Annotated in this window: 17 protein-coding genes; 12 read left to right on the top strand and 5 right to left on the bottom strand. The window is 53.7% G+C overall.

Annotation, left to right across the window (positions count from 1 at the left end):
- The first annotated feature begins 42 nt into the window (after nt 1-42).
- The 5 genes from dps (at nt 43) to ybiO (ending at nt 5,634) form a co-directional block, all read left to right on the top strand.
- Nucleotides 43-546 carry a DNA starvation/stationary phase protection protein Dps gene (dps, locus tag ACLJPE_RS07100; protein ID WP_000100805.1) on the top strand — a complete coding sequence of 168 codons (504 nt, stop codon included), beginning with the start codon at nt 43-45 and terminating at the stop codon, nt 544-546.
- Between the two features lie 476 nt (nt 547-1,022).
- Nucleotides 1,023-1,769, top strand: coding sequence for a glutamine ABC transporter substrate-binding protein GlnH (glnH, locus tag ACLJPE_RS07105; protein WP_000838671.1), 747 nt, complete (start codon nt 1,023-1,025; stop codon nt 1,767-1,769).
- A 145-nt stretch (nt 1,770-1,914) separates the two neighbouring features.
- Nucleotides 1,915-2,574 (top strand): glutamine ABC transporter permease GlnP, encoded by a 660-nt coding sequence (glnP, locus tag ACLJPE_RS07110; protein WP_001159076.1) that lies wholly within the window; start codon nt 1,915-1,917, stop codon nt 2,572-2,574.
- Nucleotides 2,571-3,293 (top strand): glutamine ABC transporter ATP-binding protein GlnQ, encoded by a 723-nt coding sequence (glnQ, locus tag ACLJPE_RS07115; protein WP_000569093.1) that lies wholly within the window; start codon nt 2,571-2,573, stop codon nt 3,291-3,293. Before glnP ends, glnQ begins: the two co-directional genes overlap by 4 nt.
- Nucleotides 3,294-3,411: 118 nt before the next feature.
- Nucleotides 3,412-5,634, top strand: a complete 2,223-nt coding sequence (gene ybiO / locus ACLJPE_RS07120; RefSeq protein ID WP_001267703.1) for a mechanosensitive channel protein — start codon at nt 3,412-3,414, stop codon at nt 5,632-5,634.
- Here ybiO and rlmF read toward each other — a convergent pair.
- Nucleotides 5,631-6,557 carry a 23S rRNA (adenine(1618)-N(6))-methyltransferase RlmF gene (gene rlmF, locus ACLJPE_RS07125; RefSeq protein ID WP_001275974.1) on the bottom strand — a complete coding sequence of 309 codons (927 nt, stop codon included), beginning with the start codon at nt 6,555-6,557 and terminating at the stop codon, nt 5,631-5,633. The genes ybiO and rlmF overlap by 4 nt on opposite strands.
- A gap of 204 nt (nt 6,558-6,761) precedes the next feature.
- Here rlmF and ACLJPE_RS07130 point away from each other — a divergent pair, with 204 nt between their 5' ends.
- Both ACLJPE_RS07130 and ybiJ read left to right on the top strand, forming a co-directional pair.
- The gene (locus ACLJPE_RS07130; protein WP_000146332.1) at nt 6,762-7,028 is read left to right on the top strand and encodes a DksA/TraR family C4-type zinc finger protein; all 267 of its coding nucleotides are present in this window, start codon (nt 6,762-6,764) and stop codon (nt 7,026-7,028) included.
- 284 nt (nt 7,029-7,312) lie between these two features.
- The gene (gene ybiJ, locus ACLJPE_RS07135) at nt 7,313-7,573 is read left to right on the top strand and encodes a DUF1471 family protein YbiJ (RefSeq protein ID WP_000849089.1); all 261 of its coding nucleotides are present in this window, start codon (nt 7,313-7,315) and stop codon (nt 7,571-7,573) included.
- A 155-nt stretch (nt 7,574-7,728) separates the two neighbouring features.
- On the opposite strand, the gene ybiB is transcribed toward ybiJ, so the two are convergent.
- The 3 genes from ybiB to rhlE all read right to left on the bottom strand — a co-directional run bounded on the left by ybiB (nt 7,729) and on the right by rhlE (nt 12,446).
- Nucleotides 7,729-8,703, bottom strand: a complete 975-nt coding sequence (ybiB, locus tag ACLJPE_RS07140; protein WP_023230665.1) for a DNA-binding protein YbiB — start codon at nt 8,701-8,703, stop codon at nt 7,729-7,731.
- Between the two features lie 29 nt (nt 8,704-8,732).
- Nucleotides 8,733-10,877: an ATP-dependent DNA helicase DinG gene (gene dinG, locus ACLJPE_RS07145; protein ID WP_001218630.1), complete on the bottom strand. Its 2,145-nt coding sequence runs from the start codon at nt 10,875-10,877 to the stop codon at nt 8,733-8,735.
- Nucleotides 10,878-11,084: 207 nt separating this feature from the next.
- Nucleotides 11,085-12,446 carry an ATP-dependent RNA helicase RhlE gene (gene rhlE / locus ACLJPE_RS07150; protein ID WP_000007065.1) on the bottom strand — a complete coding sequence of 454 codons (1,362 nt, stop codon included), beginning with the start codon at nt 12,444-12,446 and terminating at the stop codon, nt 11,085-11,087.
- Between the two features lie 229 nt (nt 12,447-12,675).
- On the opposite strand from rhlE, the gene cecR reads away from it, so the two are divergent.
- The 5 genes from cecR to ACLJPE_RS07175 all read left to right on the top strand — a co-directional run bounded on the left by cecR (nt 12,676) and on the right by ACLJPE_RS07175 (nt 18,403).
- Nucleotides 12,676-13,350, top strand: a complete 675-nt coding sequence (cecR, locus tag ACLJPE_RS07155; protein WP_001025260.1) for a transcriptional regulator CecR — start codon at nt 12,676-12,678, stop codon at nt 13,348-13,350.
- Nucleotides 13,350-14,345, top strand: a complete 996-nt coding sequence (gene hlyD / locus ACLJPE_RS07160; protein ID WP_000743431.1) for a secretion protein HlyD — start codon at nt 13,350-13,352, stop codon at nt 14,343-14,345. Before cecR ends, hlyD begins: the two co-directional genes overlap by 1 nt.
- On the top strand, nt 14,338-16,074 hold the full coding sequence (locus ACLJPE_RS07165) for an ATP-binding cassette domain-containing protein (RefSeq protein ID WP_001287621.1): 1,737 nt from the start codon (nt 14,338-14,340) through the stop codon (nt 16,072-16,074). The genes hlyD and ACLJPE_RS07165 overlap by 8 nt, the downstream gene beginning before the upstream one ends.
- Nucleotides 16,067-17,197, top strand: coding sequence for an ABC transporter permease (locus ACLJPE_RS07170; RefSeq protein WP_000045765.1), 1,131 nt, complete (start codon nt 16,067-16,069; stop codon nt 17,195-17,197). Before ACLJPE_RS07165 ends, ACLJPE_RS07170 begins: the two co-directional genes overlap by 8 nt.
- 99 nt (nt 17,198-17,296) lie before the next feature.
- Complete coding sequence (locus ACLJPE_RS07175; RefSeq protein ID WP_000469050.1) at nt 17,297-18,403, top strand: ABC transporter permease; 1,107 nt, start codon at nt 17,297-17,299, stop codon at nt 18,401-18,403.
- On the opposite strand, the gene ACLJPE_RS07180 is transcribed toward ACLJPE_RS07175, so the two are convergent.
- A complete protein-coding gene (locus ACLJPE_RS07180; RefSeq protein ID WP_000871970.1) occupies nt 18,365-18,775 on the bottom strand; it encodes a YbhQ family protein in 411 nt (136 codons plus the stop codon). The two genes, ACLJPE_RS07175 and ACLJPE_RS07180, sit on opposite strands and share 39 nt — an antisense overlap.
- Between the last annotated feature and the right edge of the window lie 17 nt (nt 18,776-18,792).

The raw sequence follows: 18,792 nt of genomic DNA on the forward strand, positions 1-18,792 counted from the left end.
CGTTAATTACCTGGGACACAAACATCAAGAGGATATGAGATTATGAGTACCGCTAAACTGGTAAAAACAAAAGCGTCTAATCTGCTTTATACCCGTAACGATGTATCAGAGAGCGATAAAAAAGCGACGGTTGAGTTGCTTAATCGTCAGGTGATCCAGTTCATTGACCTGTCGCTGATCACGAAACAGGCCCACTGGAACATGCGCGGTGCTAACTTTATTGCCGTTCATGAGATGCTGGATGGCTTCCGTACCGCACTGACCGATCATCTGGATACTATGGCCGAGCGCGCCGTACAGCTTGGCGGTGTGGCGTTAGGCACCACGCAAGTTATCAACAGCAAAACTCCACTGAAAAGCTATCCGCTGGACATCCATAACGTGCAGGATCACTTAAAAGAACTGGCCGATCGCTACGCTGTTGTCGCTAATGATGTTCGCAAAGCTATCGGTGAAGCCAAAGATGAAGACACTGCCGATATCTTTACCGCTGCATCACGCGACCTCGATAAATTCCTGTGGTTTATCGAATCCAACATCGAATAAATCTATCTCTACCCTGAATACTTCGAGTTGCAGGAAGGTACAAACGCAGCGAATCCGCAGGAGCCAGACTTCCGTCGGTAACTGAAGCGAACGCACCTGCAACTTGATGTACACAGGTATATAAGTCATCCCTATACCCCTGCCTGTCACAGGGGTTTTGCACTTAAATAGTGCACACGTCTTGTACTCCCCTCTGATAAAAGTGAATTATTTGTAATAATTACATCACACAATCGTTAATTAAAGATTGTTTTAACAACAATTTTTACGCTAAATAGACCCTGTATCTCTACTTTGTTATTCATGCACTAAATCAGTGCCCCAAAACGGTGCGGCATACTGGTTTTGCCCGACTTATTGTGCACAGGAATGATTGACGCTTCTGTTAAAACAATGAGTTACATAATTGGCATGATTTTTTCATTACGCTACATGTTCTCGCAGGGGATCGCCCCGTGGATAGAAAAGGAAATGCTATGAAGTCTCTATTAAAAGTTTCACTGGCTGCACTTACCCTGGCTTTTGCGGTGTCTTCGCACGCCGCGGATAAGAAACTCGTTGTGGCAACCGATACGGCGTTCGTTCCGTTTGAATTTAAACAGGGCGACAAATACGTCGGTTTTGATGTTGATCTGTGGGACGCTATCGCGAAAGAACTGAAGCTGGACTACACCCTGAAACCGATGGATTTCAGCGGCATTATTCCGGCATTACAAACCAAAAATATCGATCTGGCGCTGGCGGGTATTACGATTACAGACGAGCGTAAAAAAGCGATCGACTTTTCCGATGGCTATTACAAAAGCGGTCTGCTCGTGATGGTGAAAGCCAACAATAACGACATTAAAAGCGTTAAAGACCTCGATGGCAAAGTCGTTGCCGTGAAGAGCGGAACCGGGTCGGTGGATTACGCGAAAGCGAATATCAAAACCAAAGACCTGCGTCAGTTCCCGAACATTGATAACGCGTACATGGAATTAGGCACCAACCGCGCAGACGCCGTTCTGCACGATACGCCGAACATCCTGTACTTTATCAAAACCGCAGGCAACGGCCAGTTCAAGGCGGTAGGCGAATCGCTGGAAGCACAGCAATACGGAGTTGCCTTCCCGAAAGGCAGCGATGAACTGCGCGAGAAAGTCAACGGCGCGCTGAAAACGCTGCGTGAGAATGGCACCTATAACGAAATCTACAAAAAATGGTTCGGTACAGAACCTAAATAAAACGACCTGATGTTGGCTTGTGGCCCGGTAGTGAGGACGCTCACCGGGCCTACAGCTCTTTTCCGTGACGGATAAGACACTTTCACGCCATTTCCGCGCCGGATAGAGCATTTGACTATTTACACCACGGTAACAGGAACGACATATGCAGTTTGACTGGAGCGCCATCTGGCCCGCCATTCCGCTTTTACTTGAGGGCGCTAAAATGACCCTGTGGATCTCGGTCCTCGGTCTGGCTGGCGGCCTGGTTATTGGACTGGCGGCAGGTTTTGCCCGTACGTTTGGCGGCTGGTTCGCCAACCACATCGCCCTGGTTTTCATTGAAATTATTCGCGGCACGCCCATCGTTGTCCAGGTCATGTTTATCTACTTTGCCCTGCCGATGGCATTTAATGATTTGCGTATTGATCCGTTCAGCGCAGCGGTCGTGACAATTATGATTAACTCCGGCGCTTATATCGCGGAAATTACTCGCGGTGCAGTACTATCCATTCACAAAGGTTTTCGCGAAGCGGGTCTGGCGCTGGGCCTTTCTCGCCGGGAAACCATCCGCCATGTTATTTTACCGCTTGCTCTGCGCCGTATGCTGCCGCCGCTGGGCAACCAGTGGATCATTAGCATCAAAGACACCTCGTTGTTTATTGTTATCGGCGTAGCCGAGCTGACCCGTCAGGGCCAGGAAATTATTGCCGGTAACTTTCGCGCCCTGGAAATCTGGAGCGCCGTGGCCGTCTTCTATTTGATCATTACGCTGGTGCTGAGCTTTATTTTGCGTCGTCTTGAAAGAAGGATGAAAATCCTGTGATTGAATTTAAAAACGTCTCCAAGCACTTTGGCCCCACCCAGGTGCTGCATAACATTGATTTAAACATCCGTCAGGGCGAAGTGGTTGTGATTATCGGCCCTTCCGGTTCGGGTAAATCCACGTTATTACGCTGTATCAATAAACTGGAAGAGATCACCTCCGGCGATCTGATTGTCGATGGTCTGAAAGTCAACGATCCTAAAGTAGACGAACGGCTGATTCGCCAGGAAGCCGGCATGGTGTTTCAACAGTTTTATCTGTTCCCGCATCTGACCGCGCTCGAAAACGTGATGTTCGGCCCTCTGCGCGTGCGCGGCGTAAAGAAAGAAGAAGCGGAAAAACAGGCGAAAGCTCTGTTAGCGAAAGTTGGACTGGCGGAACGGGCGCACCACTACCCCTCCGAGCTTTCCGGCGGTCAACAACAGCGCGTCGCCATTGCCCGAGCGCTGGCCGTGAAGCCGAAAATGATGCTCTTTGACGAGCCAACCTCCGCTCTGGACCCTGAACTGCGCCATGAAGTGCTGAAAGTCATGCAGGATCTGGCGGAAGAAGGCATGACCATGGTCATTGTCACTCACGAAATCGGCTTTGCCGAAAAAGTCGCCTCACGGCTGATTTTCATCGATAAAGGCCGTATTGCCGAAGATGGCAGTCCGCAGGCGTTGATCGAAAACCCGCCAAGCCCACGTTTACAGGAATTTTTACAGCACGTCTCCTGAGATATCGCCCTTCCTGCCCTGCGGCAGGGAGGGCATCATGGAATAGTCCCATTTCATTTTCCCTTCCCTGCGCCATCTATACTTAGTGTTTTGCGTCTCTTTTCTCACTGGAGGAGTCATGCGGTGGACCCTGTTCATCCTTTTTTGTCTACTGGGCGCGCCTGCCCATGCGGTCGCCATACCCGGCGTGACCACGGGGACATCAACCAGCCAGCAAGCAGCGCCAGAGCCCAGTCCTGAACAAAAAAAAGCGGCCTATGCGGCCCTGGCTGACGTACTGGAGAACGAGGCTTCACGTAACGAATTAATAGCGCAACTCCGCGAAGCCTCAACCACGCCGCCGACCGAGCCAGCGCCAGCGCTTGCGCCGCCTGCGGCCAAAGATGAGAAAACGGTACTGGAGAACGTCACCACCGTTACCCGTCAGTACGGCGATGCTTTCGCTACCCGTTTCGCCCAGCTTTATCGCAACATCACCGATGCGCCGCACAAGCCGTTTAACTCGCAAACCTTCACCAACGCGTTAACCCACTTTTTATTTCTGGCCGTCGCGGTATTTGGTTTTTATAGCGTGATACGGCTTTGCGCCCTGCCGTTATATCGAAAAATGGGCCTGTGGGCACGCAAGAAAAACCGTGAACGCAGCAACTGGTTACAGCTCCCGGCGATGATCGTCGGCGCGTTTATTATCGACCTCCTGCTACTGGCGCTCACCTTATTTATCGGTCAGATGCTCAGTGATAATTTCCATGCGGGAAGTCGAACTATCGCTTTTCAGCAAAGCCTGTTCCTGAATGCCTTCGCGCTAATAGAGTTCTTTAAAGCGATTCTGCGGCTTATTTTTTGCCCTAATGTACCGGAGTTACGCCCATTCGCGATTCAGGATGCGACAGCGCGTTACTGGAATCGCCGTATGAGTTCCCTTAGCAGTTTGATTGGCTACGGGCTAATTGTTGCCGTTCCGATTATTTCCAACCAGGTGAATGTTCAGGTTGGCGCGATGGCTAATGTGGCGATCATGCTCTGCATCACCATCTGGGCGCTGTACCTGATCTTTAAAAACAAAGCGGAGATTACGCAACATTTATTAAGTCTGGCGGAACGATCATTAGCCTTTTTTAGCCTGTTTATCCGCGCCTTTGCGCTGGTGTGGCACTGGCTGGCCAGCGCTTACTTTATCGTGCTGTTTTTCTTCTCGTTATTCGACCCAGGCAATAGCCTGAAGTTTATGATGGGCGCGACCGTGCGCAGTCTGGCGATTATTGGCATCGCGGCGTTTATCTCCGGCATGTTTACCCGCTGGATAGCGAAAACCATCACCCTGTCGCCCCATACGCAGCGCAATTACCCGGAATTACAAAAGCGGCTTAACGGCTGGCTCTCCTCGGCGCTAAAAGTCGCACGCTTTTTGACCGTCTGCGTCGCCGTTATGCTGTTGCTCAACGCCTGGGGGTTATTCGATTTCTGGCACTGGCTACATTATGGCGCGGGGGAAAAGATGGTCGATATCCTCATCCGTATCGCGTTAATCTTATTCTTCTCCGCCGTGGGATGGACGATTCTCGCCAGTCTGATTGAGAATCGCCTGGCCTCCGATATTCATGGTCGCCCGCTACCCAGCGCCCGCACGCGCACGCTGCTGACGCTGTTCCGCAATGCGCTGGCAGTGATTATCAGTACCATAACCATCATGATCGTGTTATCGGAAATCGGCGTCAATATCGCGCCATTGCTGGCTGGCGCGGGGGCGTTAGGTCTGGCTATCTCTTTCGGTTCGCAAACCCTGGTGAAAGATATTATTACCGGCGTCTTTATTCAGTTTGAAAACGGGATGAATACCGGCGACTTAGTCACCATAGGCCCGCTGACGGGGACGGTCGAAAGAATGTCGATTCGTTCCGTCGGCGTGCGGCAGGATACCGGGGCATACCATATTATCCCGTGGTCCTCGATCACCACTTTCGCCAACTTTGTGCGCGGTATCGGCTCTGTTGTCGCCAACTATGACGTGGATCGCCATGAGGATGCGGATAAAGCGAATCAGGCGCTGAAAGACGCGGTAACGGCGCTGATGGAGACGGAGGATATTCGCGGGCTGATTATCGGCGAACCCACGTTCGCCGGTATTGTCGGTTTAACGAACACGGCGTTTACTTTACGCGTATCGTTCACCACCCTACCGCTCAAGCAGTGGACGGTGCGTTTTGCCCTTGATAGCCAGGTGAAAAAGCATTTTGATCTAGCCAATGTGCGCGCGCCGGTGCAAACGTATCAGGTTCTGCCCGCCCCCGCTGGCGGCCCGTCGCCTGATTCGCCGCCGCCGCGCGAACCGACGATTTAGCGTTTACGGGTGATAAAACGGCGACGCTGGTCGTCATCCATAAAGGTCCAGGCAATAAAGCGGCTTTGCTTTTGCCCCTGGGCCATCTCTTTTTTCACCACTTTCACCGCGCCAGCCTCCGTCAACGCCCGGTAAAGCGGCGGTAAATTCTCGCCGCGCGACACCAACGTCGTAAACCACAACACCTGACGGCGGAAGGATTGGCTTTCAGCAATCATTTTTTTAATAAAGGCGACTTCGCCGCCTTCGCACCATAGCTCCTGCTGTTGACCGCCAAAGTTCAGCGCATCATCTTTATTCTGCCCCAAATTGCGGCGCTTACGCTCGCTGCCCGCGCGGGCTGCGGCGGCGGAGTCGTGAAAAGGCGGGTTACAAAGCGTTGCGTCATAAAATTCATTTTTATGAATGATACCGGTAAAAATGGCTGCCGGATCTTTTTGCCGACGCAGACGAATGGCGCGGCTTAACCCCGTATTAGCCTGAATGATAGCCTGCGCGCTGGACATCGCTGCGTCGCTGACTTCACTACCGGTAAATCGCCAGCCATATTCATGAACGCCGATAAGCGGATAAATACAATTGGCGCCCACGCCCACGTCCAGAATAGTTGCCTGCGCCGGAATACTCCCTGTCGTTTCGCCAAGCAGATCCGCCAGATGATGGATATAATCCGCACGGCCAGGCACCGGCGGACATAAAAACCCTGGCGGAATGTCCCAGTGTGTGACGGCATAAAAATGCGCCAGCAACGCCTTATTGAGCGCTTTTACCGCTTGCGGATTAGCAAAATCAACGCTCTGTTCACCGGCGGGCGTGCGGATAAGAAAGGACGTCAATTCCGGCGTGGTCTGACACAGTGCGGCGAGATCATAACGGTGTTGATGGCGGTTGCGCGGGTGTAACCCCGATTTCTGGGCGGACATGGCATTCTCCTTTTAGCAGCGGCGTAAGATACCCGTATAACGCCACGGGGTAAATATACCACCGCGAATTCCCTGCCTCGCTCGTTTGATCGGATATCTGAATGACATTGGTTCTGCTCATGGTCTGAAAAGATCGCGCGATGCGATTTTTTCGCCTGACGGCGCTACACTTAACCTCAGGTACCCTAAAATCAGGAGAGCGTGATGGCATCCGGCTGGGCAAATGATGACGCAGTGAATGAACAAATCAACAATACCATTGAAGATGCCGTTGCCCGCGCTCGCGGCGAACTTCCCCACGGCGAAAGTCGCGATGAATGCGAATCGTGCGGCGACCCTATCCCTGAAGCGCGGCGTAAAGCCGTACCGGGCGTTCGGTTATGCATATCCTGCCAGCAGGAGAAAGATTTACATAACGCAACATTTTCAGGATATAATCGCAGAGGTTCAAAAGACAGCCAGTTACGCTGACTTTTCTTTACCGAAACCGCCAGTATTATCCATTCCTTTACGCTCATGCTTTTTAGCATTCTGCGTCGCAGAATGTGCCGTTAACCTCGACTCTGTAAAGCCAGATGACAAGAACGGTAAATGCCACCGTTGAATTAATTAATAATCAATATGTTATTTGTCATTCAAAAATTTTGAGCAAGGCCGTCAATTCTATTCGATTTTATCTTTCGCAAAAAACCGTGATACTCATCACATCGACGGAACATCGTCCCATAAACAGAATAACCTGCGAGAGATTAATCATGAAAACCATTAAATATGCTGTTGCAGCCATCGCGCTCTCCACCCTTTCTTTTGGCGCTTTTGCCGCAGAACCGGTTAGCGCGTCTCAGACGCAAAACCTGCATAAAATCGGCGTAGTGTCTGCCGATGGCGCCACCACGCTGGATGGCCTGGAAGCTAAACTGGCTGAAAAAGCCGCCGCTGCTGGCGCAAGCGCTTATAACATCACCTCCGCCGTAGGTAATGACAAAATGAGCGGCACTGCGGTGATTTATAAATAATTTACCTGCCCGCCAGATTTCAGGCTGTAACATCGCTGTTGTTTGAATTCTGACGGGTATTACCCTCGTCTGTTTGCCAACAGACCCACTGCTCCAACCCTCATTAACCCTGTTTGTTACCCTTATTTGCCCGTCCGCCACTGGACGGGCTTTTTTTATTCGCTAAAAGCCTGTTCGACGCGCGCAATCCCGTCTTCTAACGTCGCCGCCTCTCCCGTCGCAACCAGACAACAGACCATTTGCGTTTTTAATGATTGCGGCACCGGCTCGTGGCCGGCAAGGCAGCGCTCAATCCAGCGCGCGGTGATTTCAGGATCTTTAGTCGCAGGCAGTAAAAGCGGCTCGTCGTGCGTGTCGCTCTGACGCTCATGTAGTACCTGCACGCCACGGCTATCAATCAGGCTGATTTGCGGACAGCGTTGCGGGTTGGCATAGACTTCGCCTTCGGTACCATGCATCAGCAAAGCCCGCCCGCCAATGCGGCTAAAAAAGGTCGCCACACGCGGGACATATTCAGGGTGAGAAACGCTTGATAAACGCAGCGCGGCATCCTCAGCAAATGGCGTCGCCAGCTTGGCCAGTGAATGTGCGCTGTTGCGCACGCCCATCCGCCAGCGCATCGCCAGCTGTTTTTCCAGCGGCGGGCAGAGCGCGCTCACCGGGATAAACACCGGCTGGTGCCCGTCCAGTTTGGCCTGCGCTTGTCCACCGTGTAGAGTGGGGACAATCCCCATCAGCTCAAATATTGTTTCCGTCAGTACACGGGTCGGATCTTCACTGACGCCGTGTACTACGACTGGAAAGCCCAATTTATGCAGCAGGATAGCCAGCAGCGGCGTTAAATTCGCCTGTTTACGCGCGCCGTTATAGCTGGGAATAACGACCGGCAACGGCCTATCTGCGGGCGGTGTCAGTTTGATGGTATGATTCTGCATGGCTTCATAAAAGCCCAGCATTTCGGCTTCGCCTTCGCCTTTAATACGCAGCGCCATCAATATACTGCCCATTTCCAGGTCGGGGATGTCGCCATTCAGCATTCGGGTATACAAACCGCGCGCGGTGTCCAGATCCAGATCGCGGGCGTGATTTTTACCTCGCCCGATCTCTTTGATGATCTTGCGATAATCCATTGAAAGCTCCTTGAAGTGTGCTCACAGCATTAACGCCGTCGGCGGCGTGCAGGTTTTGCTTTTGGTTTTACTATAACGTCTGGCACGGCAGGCTGCTCTATCGGAAAAACAGGTAAGGCATTCAGTAAACGCTGTCCGTAGTTTTTGGTCAACAACCGCTTATCATAAATGACCACTTCTCCCCGACAGGCATGGCTACGGATCAATCGCCCTACCTGCTGAATTAAATTAAAAGACGCGCTTGGTAAGCTTTGTACCTCAAACGGATAACGATTCAGGCTTTTTAGCCATTCGCCTTCGGTGATCACGACCGGGCTGTCGATCGGCGGGAAGGCAATTTTATGGATATGGACCTGCGTCAGCAGCTCGCCTTTAAGATCCAGCCCTTCGGCAAAAGACTGAAGCCCAACCAGCACGCTGCGTTCGCCGCTCTCCACCCGTTTACGGTGCAGCTCCACCAGCCGGTAACGCGGCTGGTCGCCCTGGACCAGGAGGAGTAAGCGCACATCAGCGACATGCTCCAGAAAACGCTGCATCGCCCGCCCGCTGGCGAACAGTACCAGCATACCATGATGTTTTTTGCTCTCCAGTTGCTCACGAAAATAGGCCGCCATTTCGGCAATATGCTGCTCTTCGTTATCAATGGTGGGTTCGTAGCGCATTTGAGGAATCACCAGTTTCCCCTGTTCCACATGATTAAACGGCGAATCCAGCGCCACAAAGCGATCGCCGGCTTTTTCTTTTAAGCCGCTCATTTCCTGCAGGCGCGAAAAGCTATTGAGCGAGCGCAGTGTCGCCGAGGTGACAATAATGTGCGGTACGCTGCGCCATAACAATCTTTCCAGCTGATCGCTGACGCGGATACCGACACAATGGAACCAGACGTGGAGTTGCCCTTCGCGTATTTCACGCGTCGCCCATTTGGACACCGGCGCGCCTGAAGACTGCGCCATCGAAGCCAGCCGCCATAATTTACTTTGCGCCTCGAACATTCCCAGCGCCCGGTTCATCTGTAAAATCACCCGATGCAAACGCACAATATCGTGCGACCCGGTTTTTTCGCTGAGATCGTTGAGAAAGGATTCCGCCAGCCCACGCAGCGTCTCGGTCAGCTTCGCCAGTCGCTGACAGATTTCCATGACCTCATCAGGCAACTCGCCCATTGCAAAACGGTGCTCCGCCTCCTGCGCTGCGGGCATATACAGATTAAGAATGGCATTGAGCGAGGCGATCAGTTCGTATACCTCCTCGCAATGGGCGTTAAGTCGCTCAGGATTCGCTAACGGCGGCGTGGTTTTAGGGCGAAATTGCTCCATGCAGGTCGCCACCAGTTTGCTGAACAGATCCAGTTGCAAGCGATACCAGGAGGCGGTAATTTCCGCGCTCATCTCCAGCGCATCGCGAGCGACATCGGGCAGATGATGACCTTCATCCAGTACCAACAGCAGATGCTTTGGTTCCGGCAGTACGGCTTCACTTTCCATCGCCGCCATTACCAGCGCGTGATTCGCCACCACGACTTCCGCTTCCTGTATTTCACGTCGGGCGACAAAGAATGGACATTCGCGGTAATAGTGACAGTTGCGGTTCAGACAACTGGCTTTATCGGTACTTAATCGCCGCCACAGATCGTCGTCAATAGCAATGTCGGTATGATCCCGCAGACCATCCCATTTGTAACCGTCAAGATCCCCTTTCAGCCTGGCGCAGCGCTTTTGCTCTTCCTGGTTGTTAGGCGTCAGTTCGTCATCAAGAAAGGCGAGCAGATCCTGCTGCGTAGGCTCGCTACTGGCGAGCGCCGCCAGGTTTCGCGGACACACGTAGCGCCCGCGGCCAAAGGCGGCGGTAAAACGCAGATCGGGGATGATTTTTCGTAGCAGCGGCAAATCTTTGCTAAAGATCTGATCCTGTAACGCCACGTTAGCGGTACTGACCACCAGTGTTTTTTGCTCTTCCCGGGCAATGGCAATACCGGGAATAAGATAGGAGAGGGTTTTTCCGACGCCGGTCGGCGCTTCAATAGCCAGATGTCTCCCTTCTTCCCCGGCCAGCGTTCTGGCGACGTCAGCAATCATCTGCCGCTGCGGCGCACGGGGAATAAAGTCGGGAATCTGGTCCTGAAGCGCCTTATACCAGGCGGCGATTTGCGCTTTCAGCGCAGCGGTCAATGCCATGAGAAAACCTGAAGTACTGTATAAACAGCCACTATTGTGTCACATTTCAGGGGCGGGAAGTACCTTTTTTACCGGTTCTGGAAGGCGGCTCGCAACGCGATGTGTATTTTGCCGGATGACGGTGCAAGCACCTTATCCGGCCTACGTATTTGCATAGTCCGTAGGCCCGGTAAGCGTCGCGCTACCGGGCATGTTGCCGGATAAAATTTACTGGGCAGGCGTGATTCTGCGCGGGCGACGCGGCGGACGTGCTTTGTCGCCAGCGGGTTTCCCCTCGCCTGTGCGCGGTTTTGGTTTCGCCTTCGCCGCCCCGCTATCCTGACGTCGCGGCTGCTGACTGCGCCCCGCTCCCCCCTGATTTTGTCCGCGACCACGACCGCCGCCGCCGCGCTGCTGACGGCCATTCTGAATCGGCTCCGCTTTAATCGACGGGTCCGGCTCATAGCCCGGCGTCGTAATGCGTGGGATCTCTTTTTTCAGCAATTTTTCGATATCACGCAACAGTTTATGCTCGTCAACACAGACCAGCGACAGCGCCTCGCCAGTTGCCGCCGCGCGACCGGTACGGCCAATACGGTGTACATAATCTTCCGGCACGTTCGGCAGCTCATAGTTGACCACGTGCGGCAGCTCTTCAATATCCAGACCACGCGCCGCAATATCCGTCGCCACCAGCACGCGAATATCGCCGGATTTAAAATCGGCCAGCGCGCGGGTACGTGCGCCCTGCGATTTATTACCGTGGATCGCCGCGCTGCGAATACCGTCTTTGTTAAGCTGTTCCGCCAAATGGTTCGCGCCATGCTTGGTGCGGGTGAAGACCAACACCTGCTGCCAGTTGCCCTGGCCAATCATCTGCGACAACAGTTCACGTTTGCGTTTTTTATCGACAAAGTGCACGTGCTGCGTTACCTGCTCTGAGGCCGTGTTGCGGCGCGCCACTTCGATTTCCAGCGGGTTGCGCAACAGCTTTTCGGCAAGCGCTTTGATGTCGTCGGAGAACGTGGCGGAGAACAGCAGATTCTGACGCTTCGCCGGCAGTTTCGCCAGCACGCGACGAATGTCATGAATGAAGCCCATATCCAGCATACGGTCGGCTTCATCCAGTACCAGAATCTCAATCTGATCCAGCTTCACGGCATTTTGATGTTCCAGGTCGAGCAGACGTCCCGGCGTCGCCACCAGCACATCCACGCCGCCGCGCAGTTTCATCATCTGCGGATTGATGCTTACGCCGCCAAATACCACCAGCGAGCGAATGTTGAGATATTTACTGTAATCTCTGACGTTTTCGCCAATTTGCGCCGCCAGCTCGCGGGTTGGCGTGAGGATCAATGCGCGCACCGGGCGACGACCTTTAGCGTGCGGCTGATGGGTAATCAGATGCTGCAACAATGGCAGGGTAAAACCCGCCGTTTTACCGGTTCCGGTCTGGGCGCTGGCCATCAGATCGCGGCCTTCCAGCACGGCGGGAATCGCCTGTTGCTGAATAGGGGTAGGTTCACGGTAACCCTGCTCGGCAATGGCGCGCAGGATATCAGGGTTTAATCCCAGGGAATCAAAAGACATAACTACTCCGGACCGCCCCGACCGTTGCCGGTGTAGTTTTCAGGGAGATGCTCAAATTTGGAATGACAAAAACCACAATGTCATGAAGGGGCGGAGTGTAGCAGTTTTTGTGATGCGGCGCATAAATTATCCCGGAAGGTGGCAAAGACAAATTAATCGACCACACTGGACAAGTGCCATTATGAGTCATAATCTTAATCAATCGATTGATTAAAAATTAGGGCGTGTGATGAATATTCCCACCACGACCACCAAGGGCGAGCAGGCGAAAAGTCAGCTCATTGCCGCCGCGCTGGCGCAGTTTGGCGAGTATGGCCTCCATGCCACCACGCGCGATATCGCCGCGCTGGCGGGGCAAAATATTGCCGCTATTACTTACTATTTCGGCTCAAAAGAGGATTTATACCTCGCCTGCGCCCAGTGGATTGCCGATTTTCTTGGCGAAAAATTTCGCCCCCATGCTGAAAAAGCGGAACGTCTGTTTAGCCAGCCTGTCCCTGACCGGGACGCCATACGCGAGCTTATTCTGCTCGCCTGCAAGAACATGATTATGCTGCTGACGCAGGAAGACACCGTTAACCTGAGCAAATTCATTTCACGCGAGCAGCTCTCTCCCACGTCGGCCTATCAATTGGTTCATGAACAGGTTATCGATCCGTTGCATACCCATCTGACAAGATTGGTTGCCGCTTATACCGGCTGCGACGCCAATGATACGCGCATGATTTTGCATACCCATGCCTTACTGGGCGAAGTGCTGGCGTTTCGTCTCGGCAAAGAAACTATTCTGTTACGTACCGGCTGGCCGCAGTTTGATGAAGAAAAAGCGGAGCTGATTTACCAGACGGTAACCTGCCACATCGATCTTATTCTGCATGGTTTAACGCAAAGGAGTCTGGACTGATGAAAAAACCTGTCGTTATCGGACTGGCAATCGCAGCGATCGTCGCTGTGATTGCCGGTGGAACCTGGTGGTATCAAAGTCGGCAGGACGATGGGCTGACGCTATACGGTAATGTCGATATCCGTACCGTCAATATCAGCTTTCGCGTCGGCGGCAGGCTGGCGTCGCTGAATGTTGATGAAGGCGATGCCATCAAAGCCGGACAGGTGCTCGGCGAACTGGATCACGCGCCATACGAAAACGCGCTGATGCAGGCGAAAGCTGGCGTGTCGGTCGCGCAGGCGCAATATGATTTGATGCTGGCAGGCTATCGCGATGAAGAGATAGCCCAGGCCGCCGCCGCCGTCAGACAGGCACAAGCCGCCTATGACTACGCGCAAAACTTTTATAACCGTCAGCAAGGATTGTGGAAAAGCCGCACCATTTCCGCTAACGATCTGGAAAACGCCCGCTCATCGCGCGATCAGGCGCAGGCGACTCTGAAGTCCGCGCAGGATAAACTGAGCCAGTACCGTACCGGTAATCGTGAACAGGATATCGCCCAGGCGAAAGCCAGCCTGGAACAGGCAAAGGCCCAACTGGCGCAGGCGCAGCTTGATTTACAGGACACCACGCTTATCGCGCCTGCCAACGGAACCTTGCTCACCCGCGCGGTCGAGCCTGGCAGTATGCTGAACGCCGGCAGCACGGTATTAACGCTCTCGCTGACCCGCCCCGTCTGGGTGCGTGCCTATGTCGATGAACGCAACCTCAGTCAAACGCAACCGGGGCGCGACATTCTGTTGTATACCGACGGTCGTCCTGACAAACCTTACCACGGCAAGATTGGTTTCGTTTCGCCCACCGCGGAATTTACGCCGAAAACCGTCGAAACGCCGGATCTGCGTACCGATCTCGTCTATCGCCTGCGCATTATCGTCACCGATGCGGACGATGCGTTACGCCAGGGGATGCCAGTCACGGTGAAATTTAATGACGAGGCACGGCATGAGTGAGGCCGTTATTACGCTGCACGGTCTGACGAAGCGCTTTGCGGGAATGGATAAACCCGCCGTCGCGCCGCTCAACTGTACCATTCATTCCGGTTATGTCACCGGGCTGGTAGGGCCGGACGGCGCAGGAAAAACCACGCTAATGCGTATGCTGGCAGGCCTGCTCAAAGCCGATGGCGGCAGCGCGTCCGTATTGGGCTTCGACCCGATACAAAACGACAGCGAGCTGCACGCGGTTCTGGGCTATATGCCGCAGAAATTCGGTCTGTATGAAGATCTTACCGTCATGGAGAACCTTAATCTCTATGCCGATTTGCGCAGCGTTACCGGCGAGATACGGGAAAAGACCTTTGCCCGTTTGTTGGAGTTTACCGCCCTCGGCCCTTTCACTGGCCGTCTGGCGGGGAAATTGTCCGGCGGGATGAAGCAAAAACTGGGGCTGGCCTGTACGCTGGTCGGCGAACCGAAAGTGCTGCTGTTGGATGAACCGGGCGTTGGCGTTGACCCGATTTCACGGCGCGAGTTGTGGCAGATGGTCCACGAGCTGGCGGGGGATGGGATGCTAATCCTCTGGAGCACCTCCTACCTCGACGAAGCCGAACAGTGCCGCGATGTGCTGCTGATGAATGAAGGCGAGCTGCTCTATCAGGGCGAACCTAAAGCGCTGACGCAAACGATGGCCGGTCGTAGCTTTCTGATGAGCAGTCCACAGGAAAACAACCGTAAGTTACTACAGAGAGCGCTCAGACTGCCGCAGGTGAGCGACGGCATGATTCAGGGACGTTCGGTACGTCTGATCCTGAAAAAAGAGGCGACCGCAGCAGATATTCGTCAGGCCGAAGGGATGCCGGAAATCACCCTCAATGAGACCGCGCCGCGCTTCGAAGATGCGTTTATCGATCTGCTTGGCGGAGCGGGAACCTCGGAGTCTCCGCTGGGTTCAATCCTGCATACGGTTGAAGGCACTGCCGGCGAAACGGTGATTGAAGCGCAGGAACTGACAAAAAAATTTGGTGATTTCGCGGCCACGGACCATGTTAATTTCGTCGTACAACGCGGCGAGATTTTTGGCCTGCTCGGCCCGAACGGCGCGGGTAAATCAACCACCTTTAAAATGATGTGCGGCCTGCTGGTGCCGACATCCGGCAAGGCGCTGGTGCTGGATATGGATCTGAAAGTCAGCTCCGGCAAAGCCCGTCAGCATCTGGGATATATGGCGCAAAAATTTTCGCTTTACGGCAACCTGACGGTTGAGCAGAACCTGCGTTTTTTCTCCGGCGTCTACGGTTTGCGGGGCCGCGCGCAAAATGAAAAAATTCAGCGCATGAGTGAAGCGTTTGGTCTGAAAAGCATCGCGTCGCATCCCACCGATGCGCTGCCGCTGGGCTTTAAACAGCGACTGGCGCTGGCCTGCTCGCTGATGCACGAACCGGATATTTTATTCCTTGATGAACCAACGTCCGGGGTTGATCCCCTCACCCGCCGTGAATTTTGGCTGCACATTAATAGCATGGTGGAAAAAGGGGTCACGGTAATGGTGACGACCCACTTTATGGATGAGGCGGAATATTGCGATCGCATCGGACTGGTTTATCGCGGGAAGCTTATCGCCAGCGGTACGCCGGACGATCTCAAAGCGCAGGCCGCCGATGAGCAACAGGCCGATCCGACGATGGAGCAGGCCTTTATCACTCTCATCAATGACTGGGATAAGGAGCATACGCATGAGTAAGTCTCTCTCCTGGCGCCGCGTGCGTGCGTTGTGCGTCAAAGAGACGCGCCAGATCGTGCGCGATCCCAGTAGCTGGCTGATTGCGGTGGTGATCCCGCTGCTGTTGCTGTTTATTTTTGGTTACGGCATTAACCTTGACTCCAGCAAGCTGCGGGTGGGGATTCTGCTTGAACAGCAAAGCCAGGAGGCGCTGGATTTCACTCATGCGATGACCGGTTCACCCTATATCGACGCGACCATTAGCGATAATCGCCATGAATTAATTGAAAAAATGCAGGCCGGACGCATTCGCGGACTGGTGGTGATTCCGGTGGATTTCGCGCAGCAAATGGCGCGCGACGGTGACAGCGCGCCGATTCAGGTGATTACCGACGGCAGCGAGCCAAACACCGCCAACTTCGTTCAGGGTTATGTGGAAGGCATCTGGCAAATCTGGCAACAGCAGCGGGCGGAAGATCGCGGCGACACCTTTGAACCGCTCATTGACGTCCAGACGCGCTACTGGTTTAACCCGGCGGCGATCAGTCAGCATTTTATTATTCCCGGGGCGGTGACCATTATCATGACGGTAATTGGCGCAATCCTCACCTCGCTGGTCGTTGCCCGCGAATGGGAGCGCGGCACGATGGAGGCGCTGCTCTCAACCGAAGTGACGCGTGTTGAACTGCTGCTGTGTAAGCTTATTCCCTATTATTTTCTCGGTATGCTGGCGATGCTGCTCTGTATGCTGGTATCGGTGTTTATTCTCGGCGTGCCGTATCGCGGTTCGCTGGTGATTCTGTTTATTATCACCAGTCTGTTTTTACTGAGTACGCTGGGGATGGGGCTGTTGATTTCCACCATCACTCGCAACCAGTTTAACGCCGCGCAGGTGGCGCTGAACGCCGCCTTTTTACCCTCGATTATGCTGTCCGGATTTATCTTCCAGATAGACAGTATGCCTGCGGTGATCCGCGCGGTGACCTATATTATTCCGGCGCGCTATTTTGTCAGCACCCTGCAAAGTCTGTTTCTGGCCGGCAATATTCCGGTCGTGTTAGGCGTTAACGTACTGTTTTTAATCGCCTCGGCGGTGATGTTTATTGGCCTTACGTGGCTAAAAACCAAACGACGGCTGGATTAACTCTGGCGCTCGTATTTTGCCCGGTGGCGCTATGCTTACCGGGCCTACGGGCCATGTAGGTCGGGTTAGCGTAGCGCCACCCGACATGAGGAAGGTTCTATGTTTCATCGCTTATGGACATTAATTCGCAAAGAACTGCAATCGCTTTTACGCGAACCACAAACGCGCGCGATCCTGATTCTGCCGGTGCTGATTCAGGTCATCCTGTTTCCATTCGCCGCGACGCTTGAAGTCACTAACGCGACTATCGCTATCTACAACGAAGATAACGGCAAACATTCGGTAGAACTTACCCAGCGCTTTGCCCGCGCGAAAGCGTTTACCCATGTGCTATTGCTGAACAGTCCGCAGGAGATCCAGCCGACTATCGATACGCAAAAAGCGCTGCTGCTGGTGCGCTTCCCGGCGGATTTCTCGCGGAATCTGGATACCTTCCAGCCTGCGCCGATGCAACTCATTCTTGATGGACGTAACTCTAACAGCGCGCAAATCGCCGCCAATTATCTGCAACAGATCGTCAAGGAGTATCAGCAGACATTGATGGACGGCAAGCCAAAGCCCAACAATAGCGAACTGGTGGTACGCAACTGGTATAACCCGAATCTGGACTACAAGTGGTTTGTGGTGCCCTCGCTGATCGCCATGATCACCACTATTGGCGTGATGATCGTCACTTCGCTGTCCGTCGCCCGCGAGCGTGAACAAGGCACTCTGGATCAGCTGCTGGTCTCTCCGCTCACCACCTGGCAGATTTTCGTTGGTAAAGCGGTGCCGGCGCTGATTGTCGCGACCTTCCAGGCCACGATCGTGCTGGCTATCGGCATTTGGGCATACCAAATTCCCTTCGCCGGTTCGTTAGCGCTGTTTTATTTCACGATGGTGATTTACGGGCTGTCGCTGGTAGGCTTTGGCTTGCTGATATCATCGCTTTGCGCCACGCAACAGCAGGCGTTTATCGGCGTCTTTGTCTTTATGATGCCGGCGATTTTGCTCTCGGGTTATGTCTCGCCGGTGGAAAATATGCCGGTCTGGCTGCAAAACCTGACGTGGATAAACCCTATCCGCCACTTTACTGATATTACCAAGCAAATTTATCTTAAGGATGCGAGTCTGGGGATTGTCTGGGGAAGTTTGTGGCCGCTACTGGTGATAGCGGCCACCACGGGTTCAGCGGCGTATGCGATGTTTAGACGCAAAGTGATGTAGCTTTTTATCTTTCGCCAGTAGCGAGACCACGGCGGGCCCGGCCAGGATAGCCAGCCCCGCCAGCGCCAGTAAGACATTGTTTTGCAATACGCGGGATAGCAGCCAGAGGACAATCAGCGCGGTGCCGAAGTACCAGGTGGTAGTCAGCTCTTCCAGCACATCCGCCACATCGCGCCAGCGTTGCTCATGATGGCGCTGCAACGCCAGCATCAGCAGTACCGTCACGCCATAAAGCACGCATAATCCCAGGCCGACGCGCACTAATGTGCCGCTCATCCAGCCTATTACCAGCATCGCCACTACCAGTAAATGCAACATAATCTGCCAACAACCGAGGCCGGTTGCGACACGAACGCGTTGTTGCCACTTCATGGCTTTTCTCCTGAAGC

This window comes from Salmonella sp. SAL04196 (genome assembly GCF_046550835.1).
GTDB classification, from domain to species: Bacteria; Pseudomonadota; Gammaproteobacteria; order Enterobacterales; family Enterobacteriaceae; genus Salmonella; species Salmonella enterica.